Genomic DNA, 14,990 nt, shown 5'->3' on the forward strand with positions numbered 1-14,990 from the left:
CGGACCAAGGAATCCCTCGAAGCCCGCGCCGTCGGCGCGGGCTGAGGGGGTGACGCCGCGTTTTTCATGAAAGTTTTACCAGCGAGAAGATTCGCCGAAGGCGAATCTACGAGCGCAGTAAAAGTTTCATTGGAACATCCGAATCGACTGGGCCTGCGAACTCTCGTCGAGGTCGGCCTCCTGCATGCGCTGGGCGAGTTGCTCTTTCTGCTCGCTGATCTCCTCGGCGCGGTCCACGAGGTCGGTCGTCGCCACATCGATGTCCGCGATGGGGTTGATGGCGTGTTCGATGAGGATGCGGGCGGCCTCCGGGTCGGGGAACTGCGGGTCGCTCTCCACGATGAGACCGAGGGCGTCGAGGTCGCGCGCGCCCGCCTCATGGAGGAGCGCGCCCGTGGGACCGCTGACCGCGCCGCGCTCCGTGGGCGAGTCGATGTCCTGCTCGTCCAGTCGGTCGCTCGCCTCGCCGGTTGCGACGCCGTAGAGCGACGGAATCTCGCCGGTCTCCTTCTGGTCGGGAAGGCCGCTCATGTAGAGCGGGGTCGCGTCGTGGTCTTCGACCCAGTTGCTGATGCAGGCGGCGAAGTCCGAGGCGGCCGACGCCGACACCGGCACGTCGCTCTGGAGCGCCACAAGGTCGCGGTCCTCGTCGGCGTAGAGTCGAACCGGCGGTCGAAGCTCTCGACTCGATTCCTCGTAGACCGAGATTCGGGGAAGCCCGTCGCAGTCGATGCTCGCGTAGTAGGTCATGTCGAGGTCGTCCACGACGTGGTCGGTTGCGATTTTGCCCACCAGTCCGACACCGGGGAGACCTTCGACCAGCGTCGGTTCGCTCAGTGCCACGTCCTCGTCTACGACAGTGACAGTTGCCATGTGAAAATGATACGCCAGCGAGCGCATAAAAGTCGGGGCAACTGAAGTTTCGGACACGGCTCGATTCGCTTCGGCGCGTCGAGAAGTCGTCGTCCTATCGAGATTCGGCGGCGTCGGAATCGACCGGGTCTGCCGTGTTACAGTACGGGCATTCGGTCCGCGACTCGCCGATGCGATGCTCGCAGATACGACACGTTCCTGACCGTCGTCGCTGTGTGGCGTCGATAGCTCCGAACGGACCGTATTCGACGCGGACCGCGAGAAGAACCCCGACGAAGAACAGTCCGGCCGCGACCAGCGGCGCTGGCGACGCCGACCGACTCGCAGTCACAATCGTCTCGACCGCCGCGGCGGCTGCTTCGAGCGTAAACGCCTCGGGACCGAGCGTCCCGACGGTCAACATTCCCACGACGATTCCCAGTAGTCCGACCCCGCGAGCGACCTCTCGCGCCATCCCTTCTCTTTCACCCGGTGCGTTCATGGCCAAGTCGAGACGATTCGCCCTGAAAATAGTTGCTAATCGCCCGTGTCATCGTATCTAGCGAGCTATATCTCGGAAATTGGGGATTTGAGGCTACGTCTCGGACTGGGGGTCCGCGGTGTAGGCCAGTTCGAGTTGGAGACGGGCCGAACAGGAGACGGTCGCCATGTCCACGTCCACGCCCTCGACCTGCTCGTTCAGATAGCCGTTGCACCGACCCTCCTCGATGATGTTGTCGATGGTCGCCGGAGAGCCACACTCCGGGCAGTCGAAGTAGTAGCCTCCCTCGCCCTCGTGGACGGCGTCGGGTTCGAGTTCCATGCGCGCCGCGTCGTCCCAGTCTACGTCGTCGGGGTTCTTCGAATTTGCCATGGGTGAGACGATGCCGGAGAGACGGGTAACGGCTACGGCCGTCTCGACGCCACCATCGCCGTCCGGATGGCACACGGTCGCCCTCCCCGACGCCTGCACTGCGGCCTTCCGAAACCCACAAACGCCGCTCGCGCCAACTCACCGCCAATGGAGACACTGGAGCGCTACGAACCGCTGGTCGAGGATTTCGACGCCTTCCTCGACGCGTGCCAGCGCCCGCTTCCCTCGGTGGTCCGCGTCAACACCATCAAGGCAACCCCGGAGCAAGCGACGGCGGCATTGGACGAGGAGGGCGTCGAGTGGACCGGCCGCGAGTGGTCCGACACCGTGTTGGAGGTAGACACCGACGGTCCCGGCAGTACGTGGGCGTCGTACCACGGGTGGATTCACGGCCAAGAGGAAGTGTCGGCGATTCCCGCCGAAGTCCTCGCGCCCGAGTCCGGCGAAGTCGTCTGGGACGCCTGTGCCGCGCCGGGGAGCAAGACGACCCAACTCGCCGCGCTGATGGACGACGAGGGGTTGGTCGTCGCCAACGACAACAACCTCGGGCGACTCTCGGCCCTGCGGTTCAACACCGAGCGACTGGGCGTGACCAACACCCTCGTCACGAACACCGACTCGCGGAACTTCTCGCTGAAGCCCTTCAACACCGATGAGCGAAGCTCATCGAGCCCTGCGACGCAGTCGCAGAACTTCGACGCCTTCGACAAGGCGCTGGTGGACGTGCCCTGCTCGTGTGAGGGAACCATCCGGAAGAACCCGACCACGCTGGACGAGTGGACGATGGACCACGTCCGGAGCGTCGCCGGGGTCCAGAAGGGCATCCTCACTCGCGCGATTCAGGCCACGAAGGAGGGCGGCACCGTGGTCTACTCGACTTGCACGTTCGCGCCCGAGGAGAACGAGGCGGTCCTCGATTACGCGCTCGAAGCGGAGGACTGCCGACTCGTGGAGTTCGACATCGACCTCGATTCGCGGCCCGGCGTCACCGAGTTCGAGGGCGAGCGCTACGACGAGAGCGTCCGGAAGGCAAAGCGATTCTACCCGCACCACAACGACACCGGCGGGTTCTTTTGCGCGAAGTTGGAGGTGGAGGGATGACGGAAAAATCGAACGACGGCCAGCGATTCGACCGCCTGCCAGCGACGGCCGACGACCGCGAGGTCGAGGGGCGCGCGACCCGCAAGGAGGTCGTCGAGTGGTGGGACCAGCGGTTCGAAATCCCGCCCGAGACCTTCGAGGAGTACACCTTCTGGGAGAAGGGCAAGGGGAAAATCTGGATTCTCCACGGCGACATCGCGTCGCCGCTCCGCATCGAAGCTCTCGGCATGAAGTTCCTGCGCACCCGGCAGGAACACTGGAAGCCGACGACCAACGCGGTCCAGCGGTTCGGCCGCGAGGCGACAAAGAACGTCATCGAACTCACCCGCGAGCAGGCCCGGCGGTTCGTCCGCGGCGAGGACCAAGAACTCGACTGGGACGGCGACTGGGGGTATCTAGTCGCCACCCACGAACTCGCCGACGCGCCCGAACCGCTCGGCGTCGGCCTGTTCGTCCACGGCGAACTGAAGAGTCCGGTGCCGAAGGGTCGCCAGCGCGACCTCTGAGCCGGATTCCGCCGCCATTCGATTCGACTGGTCCGCTACGACCGCTCTTTCTCCCGGACGGTCCCGCCGCTCAGTCCCTCCCACTCGACGGCGAACCCCAACTCCGAGAGGACCGCGCTCGCGTCATCGATGCCTCGCTCGGCCAGCACCGCCTCGGCGTCCGCGAACGCCATCCCGGTCTCGATGTTGTCGGCGAGGTCGGCGAGGACCGCGGGCCGGACGAGGGTTCGCCCGACGCGCTCGTGGTCGGGGAACGCCGTCTCCTCGATTGCGTCCTCGCTGACGCCGCGCTTGCCCGCGAGCGCGGCGAGCGAAATCACGTCGGCCGCCGGGCGGAGTTCGTCGGGCAGGTCCGCCGCGCTCTCGGCGACGAGTTCGTCCTCGTAGCGCCGGAGGGCGTCGCGCACGTCCTTGAGCCGAATCGTCCCCGAGTAGGGAATCGCGCGGTGGTCGCGGGCGGCTATCTCCTCGCCGACGCCCAGACTCTCGTCCACCGCGACCACCAGTTCCACGTCCTCGACGGTTTCGAGTTGCGAGAGTTTCTTCTCGACGTACTCGGGCGTCCAAAAGCCCATAATCTCGAAGAAGACTCGGAAATCGGCGTGGCGATAGTCGAACGCGAAGTCCGGAATCATCACCCGCGCGCCGGTTTCGAGCGGTTCGGGTTCGCGGGTCAGTTTCCAGTCCGAGTCCAGCGACTCGAACCGGGCGGCGAAGTCGGCTTCGACGCCGCTGTCGAAGGTCACGTCCGCGACTGGTTCGACGCCCGGCACGCGTACCGGGTCGTCGTTCGACAGCGAGAGCGTGCGCTCGGTGCCATAATCGTCGATGGTCGCCGAGAGCGTCCACGAGTCGGCCTTGGCGACGGTCCGGAGCAGGCGCGCGAACCGGGTGCCGTACCGCCGCGTCGAGCGAAAGAGCGCGTCGGGACCGGTGACGACGACTTCGCGGTCCGAGAGGGACGTTTGGCGCTCGTCCTCCGTCCTGCGAATCTCGTACATCAAGCGGAGGCGCTTGACCGCCGAGACGAGCGCCTTCGGGTCCGACGTGCGAACGCGTAGTTCGGTCGCATCAAAAAGGGCCGTTTGGGCCAGCGAGAGGTTGTACTGCGCGAGCAGTTGGTCGGGGTCCCAGCGCGCGTCGAACGCCGCGAGGACCTGTCGCTCCTCCAAGTCGGCGTACAGCGAGTCGGCGAGTTTGCTGGGGTCGGGGTTGGCCGCGAGGCGGTCGCTCGCCTCCCGAAGCGCGGCGTCGCGCTCGCTCTCGGAGACGACGCCAACCGTCTCGGCGGCCTCGAAGGCGGCCCGGCGGGCGCGCTCCGGTGGAATCGTCGCGCGGGTCTCGAAGGCGGCCTCGCGTTCGAGGAGTTTGGCGAACCCCCGGACGAGTTTGAAGTGGTCGGCCTCGCCTTCCAAGTCGGCGAGCGCCGAATCGAGGTCGCTCCGGGTCTCGCCGACGTGGCCCTGATACGTGCCGAGGACCCGCGCGGCCAGCGGCCGGTGTTCCCGGCCAGCGAACTGGGGGCGATACCCGCCGCCTGCTCTGGAGACGCGAAGCAGGTCCTTGGTTAGCATACTCGGAGAGAGGACCGGCGCGTACAAAAGCGGTCGGAAGGCAGAAGACTCATTCCGGTGGACTGGGACTCCCGCGTATGCGAAGGCGCGACACGCTACGAAACGGTGCGCTTCTCGGCGCGACCGGCGGTCTCTCCCTCCTCGCGGGGTGCGCGGGCGGCGACGACGGACCGGCGGCCGCGCTGGACGTTGCGGGGACAGATTTCCGAGAGGGCGACTCCGGCGCGCTCGTCGTGGACATCACGGTCGAGAACGCGGGCGAAATCGACGGCTCGGGCACGCTCTTCGTGACGGTCGTCGCCGCCGAGTCCGAGACCGGAACCGAGACCGCGGACGACGGGAGCGTCGCCACCGACGCGACCCGCGAGAAGGCGGACGTGACGGTGCCAGCGGGCGAGACTCGGACGGTGGCCGTCGAGTTCGAGTTCACCTACGCCCAGTTCAAGCGCGAGGGGTCCATCAACGCCGAGATTCGCACGCTGGACGAGTAGGTATCGCCGCTCCGCTCACCGCGAAGAGTCGCCGCCCAACTCAGCGCCGCCGCTCGGCAACGCGCTCCTCGGCGGTCTCGGCACTGACGACCTCGTAGAGCAGGGCGGGCCGGTCGTCCTCGGTCGGCCGGAGGATGCGACCGAGACGCTGGGTGAACTCGCGTTCGCTCCCGCTCCCCGAGAGGACGACCGCGACGTTCGCGTCGGGCACGTCCACGCCCTCGTCCAGAACGTTCGAGGTGACGACCCGCGAGTAGTCGCCCTCGCGGAACCTGCTCAGAATCTCGCGGCGCTCGGGTGCGCCGGTCTGGTGGGTGATGGCTGGGAGTAAGAATCGCTCGGAGAGTCGGTAGACGAGATCGTTGTGCGCCGTGAAGACAATAATTCGGTCGTCGCGGTGGTCTCCAAGAATTGCTTCGAGGGTCTCGACTTTCCTCTTGCTGTTCATCATCACTTCTCGGGCGCGCTGTTTGGCGAGCAGGGCCTCGCGCGCCTCGGGGTCCGACCCGGAGCGCTTGACGAGTTCCTGATAGTCGCTCCCGCTCTGCATCCGGATGTTGGATTTGGCGAGATAGTTCGTGAACACCTCGTTGGCGTCCTCGTAGCGCCTGCGTTCCTCGTCGGTCAGTTCGACTTCGAGGCGCTTGATGTCGTAGGGCGCGAGGTGGTCGCCCGCGAGTTCGTCGGGGTCGATGGCGTAGACGCGCTCGCCGACCAACTCGGCGACGGCCTCGTGTGCGCCGTCCGGGCGCTCGAACGTCGCGGTCAGGCCCATCCGGGCGGGCGCGGCCAGCAGGCGCGCGATGTCCCGATAGCCCTCGCCGCCGAGGTGGTGGACCTCGTCGAAGACGGCGAGACCGAATCGGTCGCCCAACTCGTCGGCGCGCAGGTACGCCGAGTCGTAGGTCGAGACGGTGAGGGGTTCGACGGTCTGCTCGCCGCCGCCCAGTTGGCCGACGGGGACGCCGAACTCCGCCTCCAACTCGCCGCGCCACTGCTCCAGCAAGTCGATAGTGGGGACGACGACCAGCGTCGCGGTCTGGCACTCCTCGATGGCTTGCAGGCCGATGACGGTCTTGCCGCTCCCGGTCGGGAGTTCGAGGACTCCCCGCTTCCCGGCGTCCGCCCACGCCGAGAGCGCGTCGCGCTGGTACTCCCGGAGTTCGTAGGTCGAAGCCACGTCGGGGAGGTCCGGCGCGTCGAGGACCGAATCCTCGGAGGAGACGCTTCGCCGGTCCAGCGCCTCGCGGAGCGCGGCGTACCGGAAGGCGGGCGCTCGCAAGGTCTTCGAGCGCGCGTCGGTCTCGGCGTGGGGCAGGTCGAGGTCGGTGTCGCTCTCGACCCGGACGGTTCCCCCTTTGTAGGTCAGCGTCGCGTCGGCCACGTTGGTGAGAACTCGGTGCCCGCGAGACATAAACGGCGCGCCGTAGCTTCGCGGAGTCTTGCGTCGCCGCTCCGGAGCGACCGGGCCACCGACGGACGGGCAGGTAGGTTAAGTTTCCGGGCGGCGTTATGCCGAGCGAGATTATGGGGGACCGAGACCAGCGTCAAGCGGCGCGACTCGTGGACCGAATCATCGAGGAAGTCGCCGCGTGGCCCCACGTCGAAACCAACGAACACCGCTTCGAGGGCCGAGAGTTCACGCTCGGCCCGCGCGAGGTGGGTCACGTCCACCGGTGGGGTATCGTGGACGTGCCGTTCACCAAGCGCCTGCGCGAGACCCTCGTCGGGGAGGGCGCGACCGAGGAGCATCACGTCGTCCCCGAATCGGGGTGGACGACGCGCTACGTCGAGGACGACGAGGACGTAGAACAGTCCATCTGGCTGTTGCGGTTGTCGTATCTCTACCACGTCAACAACCTGAAGAAGACGCCGAAGGGTGCGGAGAACTTCGAGAACGTCGATGTCGCGGCGGAGCTAGACGATTTGGGCGTGAGCGAGGCGGTTCGGGCGGCGTTCGAGCGGCGGGGCGTGATGGAGACTGGGAAATAGACTGCCGGACAGCAGACGGAGAACGGTTCTGCGACATGGGGCTAAAGCAATTACGGATGTCGTTGTAGACGACCGAAACGATTCCAACGGAAACGACGACGCGAGACGAACTAAGAGCGTAAGTGTCTCATCTCGTCGTTGACTAACGGCTGATTACGAGAACTGACATAGAAAATGAATCGCAGACACTTTTTGAGCCTTTTACCCGTTCTTGGCGGAGCCGGATGCATACAATCATCTGAGGACGCTGGTACACGGATAGAGAGTGTCAAAATCACGAATTTCGATGATACACCTCATTCTGTGCAGTTTCTGATGGAGACGAACGACGAAGTCGAGCTTTGGGAAACGAAACGAGTTCCGGCGGCGGAATACGGTCAGACCGTGCAAGCGGGATTCGAATACGTCTCGAATATCCCACGCAAATCGGAGAACTACACGATTCGTGTCCGAGTAGATGACTCGGAGTCGATTGCTTCGCTAAAGACGGCAGACCTGAGTAATCAAGTAGACTGTGTGAACGTCGAAGCCGAAATAGACGACGAAGGTGACGTTGAGTTGTTGCATACTTTCGGCTGTCCTGACTCGTGAGCAATGTGGTCGAGTCAGGGAACCGCGTTCTATCGGTACCGCGATTATTGATTCTGAATCCTTAAACGCGCCCAACCGTTTGTATCGGGTATGACCGACGAGGAAGTCACCGAGCAGGTTCGGGACGACGCCGAGGCGACCGAAGACGTAGAGAACGCCGACGCCGAGGAGCAGGCCGACCTCCTCGGCCCGGAGAGTACCAAACTCGTCGCCGAAGTCGCCGCGCAGGACGCCGAACTCGCCACCGACCTCGAAGGCCACCTCGCGGGTCTCGAAGCCGACAAGGCCGAGACCGAGGAGCGCGCCGACGACCTCGAATCCAAACTCAAGCGCAACCGAGCGGACTTCAAGAACTACAAGAAGCGCGCCAAGAAGCGCCAAGAGCAGATGAAAAATCGCGCCACTGAGGACCTCGTGGAGAATCTGCTGGACGTGCGCGACAACCTGAAGCGCGCCGTCGAGGACGACCACGAGAACGTCGAGAGCCTACAGGAGGGCGTCGAGATGACGCTGAAGGAACTCGACCGCGTGTTCGAGGACGAGGACGTAACCGAAATCGCCCCCGAACCCGGTACCGAGACCGACCCCCAGCGCCACGAAGTGATGATGCAGGTCGAGAGCGACCAACCCGAGGGCACCGTCGCCGACGTGTACCAACCCGGCTACGAGATGGACGAGAAGGTCCTCCGGGCCGCGCAGGTGACCGTCAGCGAGGGTGGCGACGGCGAGTAGCCGACGCCCGGAGTTCGGCGTTCGAATCCGTACGTTGTCCGAATCCGTGCGCCGTTCGAATCAGTATTCTCGCCGACGAGTAGAATTGCGGTCCGATATATAAGTATGTCATTCACGGGCACAGGACATTTCTGAAACCGCAAGAGGGCGGCCGAATCTCGTCTCGATGCCGTACAGCGAGACTAGCAAGGCTTAAACGGCAGAACCCGCAACGTATCGAACAAGATGGCGAGCAACAAGATTCTGGGCATCGACCTTGGTACCACGAACAGCGCGTTCGCGGTCATGGAGGGCGGCGACCCGGAGATTATCGTCAACAGCGAGGGCGAGCGAACCACGCCCTCGGTCGTCGCGTTCGACGACGGCGAGCGTCTCGTCGGGAAACCCGCCAAGAATCAGGCGGTTCAGAATCCCGAGCGCACGATCCAGTCCATCAAGCGGCACATGGGCGAGGAGGACTACACCGTCGAAATCGACGGTGAGGACTACACGCCGGAGCAGATTTCGGCGATGACCCTCCAGAAAATCAAGCGCGACGCCGAGGAGTACCTCGGCGACGACGTGGAGAAGGCGGTCATCACGGTCCCTGCCTACTTCAACGACAAACAGCGCCAAGCGACCAAGGACGCCGGTGAAATTGCCGGGTTCGAGGTCGAGCGCATCGTCAACGAACCGACCGCCGCGTCGATGGCGTACGGACTGGACGACGAGTCCGACCAGACCGTCCTCGTCTACGACCTCGGCGGAGGGACCTTCGACGTGTCCATCCTCGACCTCGGCGGCGGCGTCTACGAGGTCGTCGCCACGAACGGTGACAACGACCTCGGCGGCGACGACTGGGACGAGGCCATCATCGACTACCTCGCCGACGAGTTCGAGAACGAGCACAACATCGACCTCCGCGAGGACCGACAGGCCCTCCAGCGGCTGAAGGACGCGGCCGAAGAAGCCAAAATCGAACTCTCCTCCCGGAAAGAAGCCGACATCAACCTCCCGTTCATCACGGCGACCGACGAGGGTCCGGTCCACCTCGAAAACAGCATCACTCGCGCGAAGTTCGAGAGTCTGACTTCGGACCTCATCAAGCGCACTGTCGGCCCGACCGAGCAGGCGCTCGAAGACGCGGGCTACTCCGAGAGCGACATCGACGAGGTCATCCTTGTCGGCGGTTCGACGCGGATGCCCCAGGTCCAAGAACAGGTCGAGGAGATGACCGGCCAAGAGCCAAAGAAGAACGTCAACCCCGACGAGGCCGTCGCGCTCGGCGCGGCGATTCAGGGCGGCGTTCTCTCGGGCGACGTGGACGACATCGTACTGCTCGACGTGACGCCCCTCTCGCTCGGTATCGAGGTCAAGGGCGGTCTCTTCGAGCGTCTTATCGACAAGAACACCACGATTCCGACCGAGGAGTCGAAGGTGTTCACCACGGCCGCGGCCAACCAGACCTCCGTGCAGGTCCGAGTCTTCCAAGGCGAGCGCGAAATCGCCGAGGAGAACGAACTGCTCGGCGAGTTCCAGTTGACGGGCATCCCGCCCGCTCCGGCCGGAACGCCCCAGATCGAGGTCGGGTTCAACATCGACGAGAACGGTATCGTCAACGTCACGGCCGAGGACCAAGGCTCGGGCAACTCCGAGGAGATTACCATCGAGGGCGGTGCGGGTCTCTCCGACGACCAGATCGAGCAGATGCAGGAAGAGGCCGAGAAGCACGAGGAGGAGGACCAGCAGCGCCGTGAGCGCATCGAGGCCCGCAACGAGGCCGAGAGCGCCATCCAGCGCGCCGAGACCCTGCTCGACGAGAACGAGGAGGAGATCGACGACGACCTCAAATCCGATATCGAGACCGAAATCGAGGGACTTCAGGAGGTCCTACAGGACGAGGACGCCACGAAGGACGACCTCGAAGACGCCACCGAAAGCCTCAGTGAGGCGCTTCAGGAAATCGGCAAGCAGATGTACCAACAGCAGGCTCAGGCCGGTGCTGGCGGTGCGGGTGCAGGTCCCGGCGGCGCGGCGGGTGCTGGACCGGGCGGCATGGGCGGTCAGGCCGGACCCGGCGGTGCGGACGCTGGCGACGACGAAGAGTACGTTGACGCCGACTTCGAGGACGTGGACGACGACGAAGAGTAATCGCGTTTCGGCGGGCTACTATTTTTATCGTCGTGCGGCTAGATGTGAGGTGTTTCGCCCACGGGGACCGATGTGCTGGAGTCGGACAGCGGCGTCGCAGAACAAGTCACAGCGACTCGAAAAATCTCCCGAGCAGTTAGTTTCGAGCTATACGCCGGACGCACTCGTGGCTGAGTCACCGGACGTAGGGCACGGAGGTATTATACAGCACTCCGTACCCACGTCCGAATCACTGACCGAAGTCTCCGGGAAGGGTAGACAGTCGTCCGTTCCGGCGTCGGCGGCCGAAACCGAACCGGTACCTGCGGTGACAAGACACAGTGCGAGTACGAGCGTAATAGCGAGTCGTTTGACATTCATTGTCTACCACTCAGCAATAACATCTAGTGGCACAAATATAAATTTTATTCATTGCAATATCTGATAACTCTCGTCGCGGCGACGACCACGAGAGTTGACGCGAGACTACGAAGTTCGTACAGCGGTCATTTTCTGATACAGGCCGACGCCGCCAAGCGTCCGAAAAGAGCGTTCTGTGGCGCGATTACGGCTCGGCGGAGACCGAGTCGTAACACCAACTTCCGCAGATGGGTGTGGTACAGCCTTGAGTTCCAACGTCGGACTGCGTAGTGACCGACGTTCCCTGCGCGGGCATGCAGTCGTCGGTACCGACGTCAGTGGCGGAAACGCCGCCACTACCGGCAGTGACAAGACACAGTGCGAGTACGAGCGTGATAGCGAGTCGTTTGACATTCATTGTCTACCACTCAACAATACGTTATTAATGGATAATAATAAATTTTACTTAACCAGAAATGTAGACGACCCCGGCCGAGTAGTCGTGCGTGAGGTTCGACGCGGAAACGCGACGTTCGCGCGATTCGCTCGCTTCGCGTCGAGTTCGTAGGAACCCGGTCCCTTCAAGTGGCAGAACCGATTACGAAGGCACAACGAATGAGCGAGGACTTCTACGACATACTCGGCGTGAGTAGGGACGCCGACGAGGACGAGATAAAATCTGCCTACCGCGACAAGGCGACCGACTACCACCCCGACGTGAGCGACGACCCGAACGCCGAGGAGAAGTTCAAAAAGCTCCAGAAGGCCAAGGAAGTGCTGACCGACGAGGAGAAGCGCCAAGCCTACGACCAGATGGGCCACGAACGGTTCGAGCAGGCCGAGAAGCGCGGCGGCTTCGACGGCGGGGCGGGCGGCGCTGGCCGCGGGGGTATGGGCGGCGGCGGTCCGTTCGGCGGCGGCATGGGCGGCCAAGGCGGTATGGGCGACATCTTCGAGCAGTTCTTCGGCGGGGGCAGTGGCGGCGGCCGGTCCAACCGCCCGCAGAAGGGCCAAGACCTCCGGACGCGCCTGACCATCGACCTCCAAGACGCCTACGAGGGCGTCCAGAAGCAGGTCAGCGTCCGGCGGCCCGAGCGCTGTGGCGACTGCGACGGCGAGGGTCACCCGCCGGGCACCGACTCGAACACCTGTCAGGAGTGCAACGGTCGGGGGCAGGTCACGCAGGTCCAACAGACCCCGCTCGGGCGCGTCCAGCAGACCCAGACCTGTCGCCACTGCGGCGGCGAGGGCGAAATCTACGCCGAGACGTGTTCGACCTGTGGCGGCGACGGCACGGTCCGCAAGGAAGCCACGCTGTCGGTCGAAGTCCCGGCGGGCATCCAGTCGGGCCAGAGCCTCCAGATGGAGGGCGAGGGCGCGCCCGGACCCAACGGCGGCCCGAACGGCGACCTGCTCATCGAGATCGAAGTCGAGGACCACCCCGACTTCGAGCGCGACGGCGACGACCTCCGGCGGCAGGAACCCATCTCGTTCCCGCAGGCGACGTTCGGCGACACCGTCGAGATTCCGACCCTCGACGGCACCGTCGAGATGGACGTGCCCGCGGGCACCCAGAGCGGCGAGACGTTCCGCCTGCAGGGCAAGGGGATGCCCCGCCTCCGACGGCGCGGGCAGGGCGACCTCTACGTGCAGGTGCAGGTCGTCACCCCCGACAACCTGAACGACGAGCAGAAGGAGGCGCTCCAGCAGTTCGCGGAGGCGGGTGGCGAGGAGGTCAGCGTCGAGGAAGGCTTCTTCGAGAAAATCAAAAACTCGTTCTGAGCGACCGCCACCGAGGGACCGAGGTTTTTGACGGCGGGGTCCCTACTCGATAGCGATGTCGCCAGCGCCGCAGTACCCGTCATTCGCCGCGGTGACGATGCTCGTTCTCGGACTGCTCATCGTCCTCGCGCGGGCCTCGCAGGCGATGTTCGACGGCGACGAGGACGACGCGCCGCCGGGAGACGGGGGTGGGGACTCTCACTCCGGGGTTCCGGCGACCGGCGCGGCCCGAATCGAACGCCACCGCGACACCGGCCGGTCGCGGGCCGAGCGCCGCGCCAGCGAAATTCTCGACGAGGGCGGCGACCCGTGGAGCGACGAGGGAGACCGAGGGAAGGACGCGGACGACGCGAACGCTCTCGACCACCGGCCGAGCGACGCCGCTGGCAACGACGATGCACCGTGGGGAGAGAACGAGGCGGAAGCCGACGCTCGGCGAGCGCGCGAGCGCGGGCGGGCAGAGGGTGAGGACGCGAAACGCGATCCCGACGAAATCGAGTTCTCGACCGGTGCCCTGCTGGCGAACGTCGCGCTGAGTCAGGGCGTCTTCGGCGTCGCCATCCTCGGTGCGGCGTGGCTGGCCGACCTGCCCCCGGTCGCGCTCGGCGTCGAGACGGGCAATCCGTGGAGCGTCGGTCTGCCCGCCCTCGGAATCGGCGCGGTCCTCGGCGTCGCGCTCTACCTCGCCAACGAACTCTCCGCGACGGTGCTGGACGCGACGGGCATCGACTATTCGGAGGGCCTGCGCGAATCGCTCGCGCCCGACTCGCTCCGCGGGTGGGCAGTCCTGCTCGGGGTCGTCCTGCCGATCATCGCTGGCTTCGAGGAACTGCTCTTTCGAGCGGCGCTCGTCGGCGCGTTCGCCGCGGGATTCGGCGTCTCGCCGTGGTTGTTGGCTCTCTTCTCGACCGTCGCGTTCGCCATCGGCCACGGCGCGCAGGGTCCCGGCGGCGTTGCGGTGACGGGCCTGCTCGGGTTCGCGCTGGCGGCCGCTTACGTCCTCTCGGGTAGTCTGCTGGTCGTGGTGGTCGCCCACTACCTCGTCAACGCGCTGGAGTTCGTCGTCCACGAGGGCTTGGGCGTCGAGTGGGCGTGAGGGGAACGCTTTTGTTTCGATGCCCGAAACGTCCGGTCGAGAGACATGTCTGAGGACTCGACGTACGGCGACGGCACGGAGGGATTCTTCGGCTTCGTCGTCGGTCTCTACGCCGCCGCGGTCGCGGTCCCGGCGGTCACCATCGCGTTCGAGCTCGCCGCGACGCCCAGTCCCGGCACACTCTTTTTCGTCCTGCTCGGGAGTACCGTCCTCGTCGCGTACGTGGTCGGGTTGTTCGGCCGCCGAGAGTCGCTGGCGGTCCGACTCGGCGGAACGCGGTCGGTCTGGGCCGCACTGGTCCCGCCGTTGGGCTATCTCGTCGCGCTATTCGTCTCGGAAGTCGTTCGCGGCGAGGCCCCGCCCGGAGCGGTCGCAGGCGTTGCCTTCGCCGGTGCGCTGGCGGGACTGGTCGCGGGTCTCGGCCTAATTGTGGCGTCGCACAACCGATACGTGAAGGCCCGCCTCGCGGACGCTCCGGTGGATGTCGCGTTCAGCGCACGCGCCCCGAAACGCGACCGGACGCGTATCAAGTGGACCGTCGTCGCGCTGTTCGTCGGCGGCGTCCTCTGCTTCGTCGGAGAGATACTGCTCCACTTCGACCCGCTCAGGTGGCTGTTCCAGCTACTCGTTCCGATGGCGGCCGGACTCTACGGCGGGACGACCGAGCGCGAGATTCGGATTTCGTCGGCGGGGCTAATTGCGGGGAGTCCGGCCCACAAGCAACTCCGGCCGTGGTCGGAGTTCGAGAGCTACGACGTGGCCGACGACGCGGTCGTCGTCCGGCGCGCCGGGTGGTCGCCGTGGGGACTGCGGGACGTTCGCCGGGACGCGAGCGATGTCGAGGACCCCGAGGCGGTCGCCGACGCGCTCGGACGATTTCTGCCCCGGCACGAGTGAGACGTACGTTCGGGGTCGCAGTGGAGTCCGGGA

The 14,990-nt window shown here is 65.2% G+C and carries 15 protein-coding genes; 10 read left to right on the top strand and 5 right to left on the bottom strand.

Annotation, left to right across the window (positions count from 1 at the left end; all coding sequences use genetic code 11):
* Positions 1 to 126 precede the first annotated feature (126 nt).
* From EP007_RS10860 to EP007_RS10870, 3 genes are all read right to left on the bottom strand, one after another.
* Positions 127 to 873, bottom strand: coding sequence for a proteasome assembly chaperone family protein (locus EP007_RS10860; protein ID WP_128477672.1), 747 nt, complete (start codon positions 871 to 873; stop codon positions 127 to 129).
* A 94-nt stretch (positions 874 to 967) separates the two neighbouring features.
* On the bottom strand, positions 968 to 1,354 hold the full coding sequence (locus EP007_RS10865) for a hypothetical protein (RefSeq protein ID WP_128477673.1): 387 nt from the start codon (positions 1,352 to 1,354) through the stop codon (positions 968 to 970).
* 93 nt (positions 1,355 to 1,447) lie between these two features.
* Complete coding sequence (locus EP007_RS10870) at positions 1,448 to 1,726, bottom strand: hypothetical protein (RefSeq protein WP_208023486.1); 279 nt, start codon at positions 1,724 to 1,726, stop codon at positions 1,448 to 1,450.
* A 147-nt stretch (positions 1,727 to 1,873) separates the two neighbouring features.
* Here EP007_RS10870 and EP007_RS10875 point away from each other — a divergent pair, with 147 nt between their 5' ends.
* Together EP007_RS10875 and EP007_RS10880 are read left to right on the top strand one after the other, a co-directional pair.
* Positions 1,874 to 2,827 (top strand): RsmB/NOP family class I SAM-dependent RNA methyltransferase, encoded by a 954-nt coding sequence (locus tag EP007_RS10875; protein ID WP_128477674.1) that lies wholly within the window; start codon positions 1,874 to 1,876, stop codon positions 2,825 to 2,827.
* The gene (locus EP007_RS10880) at positions 2,824 to 3,333 is read left to right on the top strand and encodes a DUF7122 family protein (protein WP_128477675.1); all 510 of its coding nucleotides are present in this window, start codon (positions 2,824 to 2,826) and stop codon (positions 3,331 to 3,333) included. The genes EP007_RS10875 and EP007_RS10880 overlap by 4 nt, the downstream gene beginning before the upstream one ends.
* 35 nt (positions 3,334 to 3,368) lie before the next feature.
* Here EP007_RS10880 and EP007_RS10885 read toward each other — a convergent pair whose 3' ends face one another.
* A complete protein-coding gene (locus tag EP007_RS10885; RefSeq protein ID WP_128477676.1) occupies positions 3,369 to 4,907 on the bottom strand; it encodes a DUF790 family protein in 1,539 nt (512 codons plus the stop codon).
* Between the two features lie 77 nt (positions 4,908 to 4,984).
* Here EP007_RS10885 and EP007_RS10890 point away from each other — a divergent pair, with 77 nt between their 5' ends.
* Positions 4,985 to 5,398, top strand: coding sequence for a hypothetical protein (locus tag EP007_RS10890; RefSeq protein ID WP_128477677.1), 414 nt, complete (start codon positions 4,985 to 4,987; stop codon positions 5,396 to 5,398).
* A 40-nt stretch (positions 5,399 to 5,438) separates the two neighbouring features.
* On the opposite strand, the gene EP007_RS10895 is transcribed toward EP007_RS10890, so the two are convergent.
* On the bottom strand, positions 5,439 to 6,782 hold the full coding sequence (locus EP007_RS10895) for a DEAD/DEAH box helicase (protein ID WP_128477678.1): 1,344 nt from the start codon (positions 6,780 to 6,782) through the stop codon (positions 5,439 to 5,441).
* 143 nt (positions 6,783 to 6,925) lie between these two features.
* Here EP007_RS10895 and EP007_RS10900 point away from each other — a divergent pair, with 143 nt between their 5' ends.
* From EP007_RS10900 to EP007_RS10930, 7 genes are all read left to right on the top strand, one after another.
* Entirely contained in the window at positions 6,926 to 7,390 is a 465-nt protein-coding gene (locus EP007_RS10900) for a luciferase domain-containing protein (RefSeq protein WP_128477679.1), read from the top strand.
* Positions 7,391 to 7,705: 315 nt separating this feature from the next.
* Positions 7,706 to 7,981 carry a hypothetical protein gene (locus EP007_RS10905; protein WP_128477680.1) on the top strand — a complete coding sequence of 92 codons (276 nt, stop codon included), beginning with the start codon at positions 7,706 to 7,708 and terminating at the stop codon, positions 7,979 to 7,981.
* Between the two features lie 90 nt (positions 7,982 to 8,071).
* Complete coding sequence (locus EP007_RS10910) at positions 8,072 to 8,713, top strand: nucleotide exchange factor GrpE (RefSeq protein ID WP_128477681.1); 642 nt, start codon at positions 8,072 to 8,074, stop codon at positions 8,711 to 8,713.
* 225 nt (positions 8,714 to 8,938) lie between these two features.
* Positions 8,939 to 10,843, top strand: coding sequence for a molecular chaperone DnaK (gene dnaK, locus EP007_RS10915; protein WP_128477682.1), 1,905 nt, complete (start codon positions 8,939 to 8,941; stop codon positions 10,841 to 10,843).
* Between the two features lie 954 nt (positions 10,844 to 11,797).
* Positions 11,798 to 12,964: a molecular chaperone DnaJ gene (gene dnaJ, locus EP007_RS10920; protein WP_128477683.1), complete on the top strand. Its 1,167-nt coding sequence runs from the start codon at positions 11,798 to 11,800 to the stop codon at positions 12,962 to 12,964.
* Between the two features lie 55 nt (positions 12,965 to 13,019).
* Entirely contained in the window at positions 13,020 to 14,060 is a 1,041-nt protein-coding gene (locus EP007_RS10925) for a CPBP family intramembrane glutamic endopeptidase (RefSeq protein ID WP_243700370.1), read from the top strand.
* 45 nt (positions 14,061 to 14,105) lie between these two features.
* Entirely contained in the window at positions 14,106 to 14,957 is an 852-nt protein-coding gene (locus tag EP007_RS10930; RefSeq protein ID WP_128477684.1) for a hypothetical protein, read from the top strand.
* Positions 14,958 to 14,990 lie beyond the last annotated feature (33 nt).

Origin of the sequence: Halorussus pelagicus, from assembly GCF_004087835.1 — an archaeon.
Lineage (GTDB): Archaea > Halobacteriota > Halobacteria > Halobacteriales > Haladaptataceae > Halorussus > Halorussus pelagicus.

Excerpts from the sequence above, each read along its gene's own strand:
- EP007_RS10860 (WP_128477672.1), bottom strand. The coding sequence starts at position 873 with ATGGCAACTGTCACTGTCGTAGACGAGGACGTGGCACTGAGCGAACCG.
- EP007_RS10865 (WP_128477673.1), bottom strand. The coding sequence starts at position 1,354 with ATGAACGCACCGGGTGAAAGAGAAGGGATGGCGCGAGAGGTCGCTCGC.
- EP007_RS10870 (WP_208023486.1), bottom strand. The coding sequence starts at position 1,726 with ATGGCAAATTCGAAGAACCCCGACGACGTAGACTGGGACGACGCGGCG.
- EP007_RS10875 (WP_128477674.1), top strand. The coding sequence starts at position 1,874 with ATGGAGACACTGGAGCGCTACGAACCGCTGGTCGAGGATTTCGACGCC.
- EP007_RS10880 (WP_128477675.1), top strand. The coding sequence starts at position 2,824 with ATGACGGAAAAATCGAACGACGGCCAGCGATTCGACCGCCTGCCAGCG.
- EP007_RS10885 (WP_128477676.1), bottom strand. The coding sequence starts at position 4,907 with ATGCTAACCAAGGACCTGCTTCGCGTCTCCAGAGCAGGCGGCGGGTAT.
- EP007_RS10890 (WP_128477677.1), top strand. The coding sequence starts at position 4,985 with ATGCGAAGGCGCGACACGCTACGAAACGGTGCGCTTCTCGGCGCGACC.
- EP007_RS10900 (WP_128477679.1), top strand. The coding sequence starts at position 6,926 with ATGGGGGACCGAGACCAGCGTCAAGCGGCGCGACTCGTGGACCGAATC.
- EP007_RS10905 (WP_128477680.1), top strand. The coding sequence starts at position 7,706 with ATGGAGACGAACGACGAAGTCGAGCTTTGGGAAACGAAACGAGTTCCG.
- EP007_RS10910 (WP_128477681.1), top strand. The coding sequence starts at position 8,072 with ATGACCGACGAGGAAGTCACCGAGCAGGTTCGGGACGACGCCGAGGCG.
- dnaK (WP_128477682.1), top strand. The coding sequence starts at position 8,939 with ATGGCGAGCAACAAGATTCTGGGCATCGACCTTGGTACCACGAACAGC.
- dnaJ (WP_128477683.1), top strand. The coding sequence starts at position 11,798 with ATGAGCGAGGACTTCTACGACATACTCGGCGTGAGTAGGGACGCCGAC.
- EP007_RS10925 (WP_243700370.1), top strand. The coding sequence starts at position 13,020 with ATGTCGCCAGCGCCGCAGTACCCGTCATTCGCCGCGGTGACGATGCTC.
- EP007_RS10930 (WP_128477684.1), top strand. The coding sequence starts at position 14,106 with ATGTCTGAGGACTCGACGTACGGCGACGGCACGGAGGGATTCTTCGGC.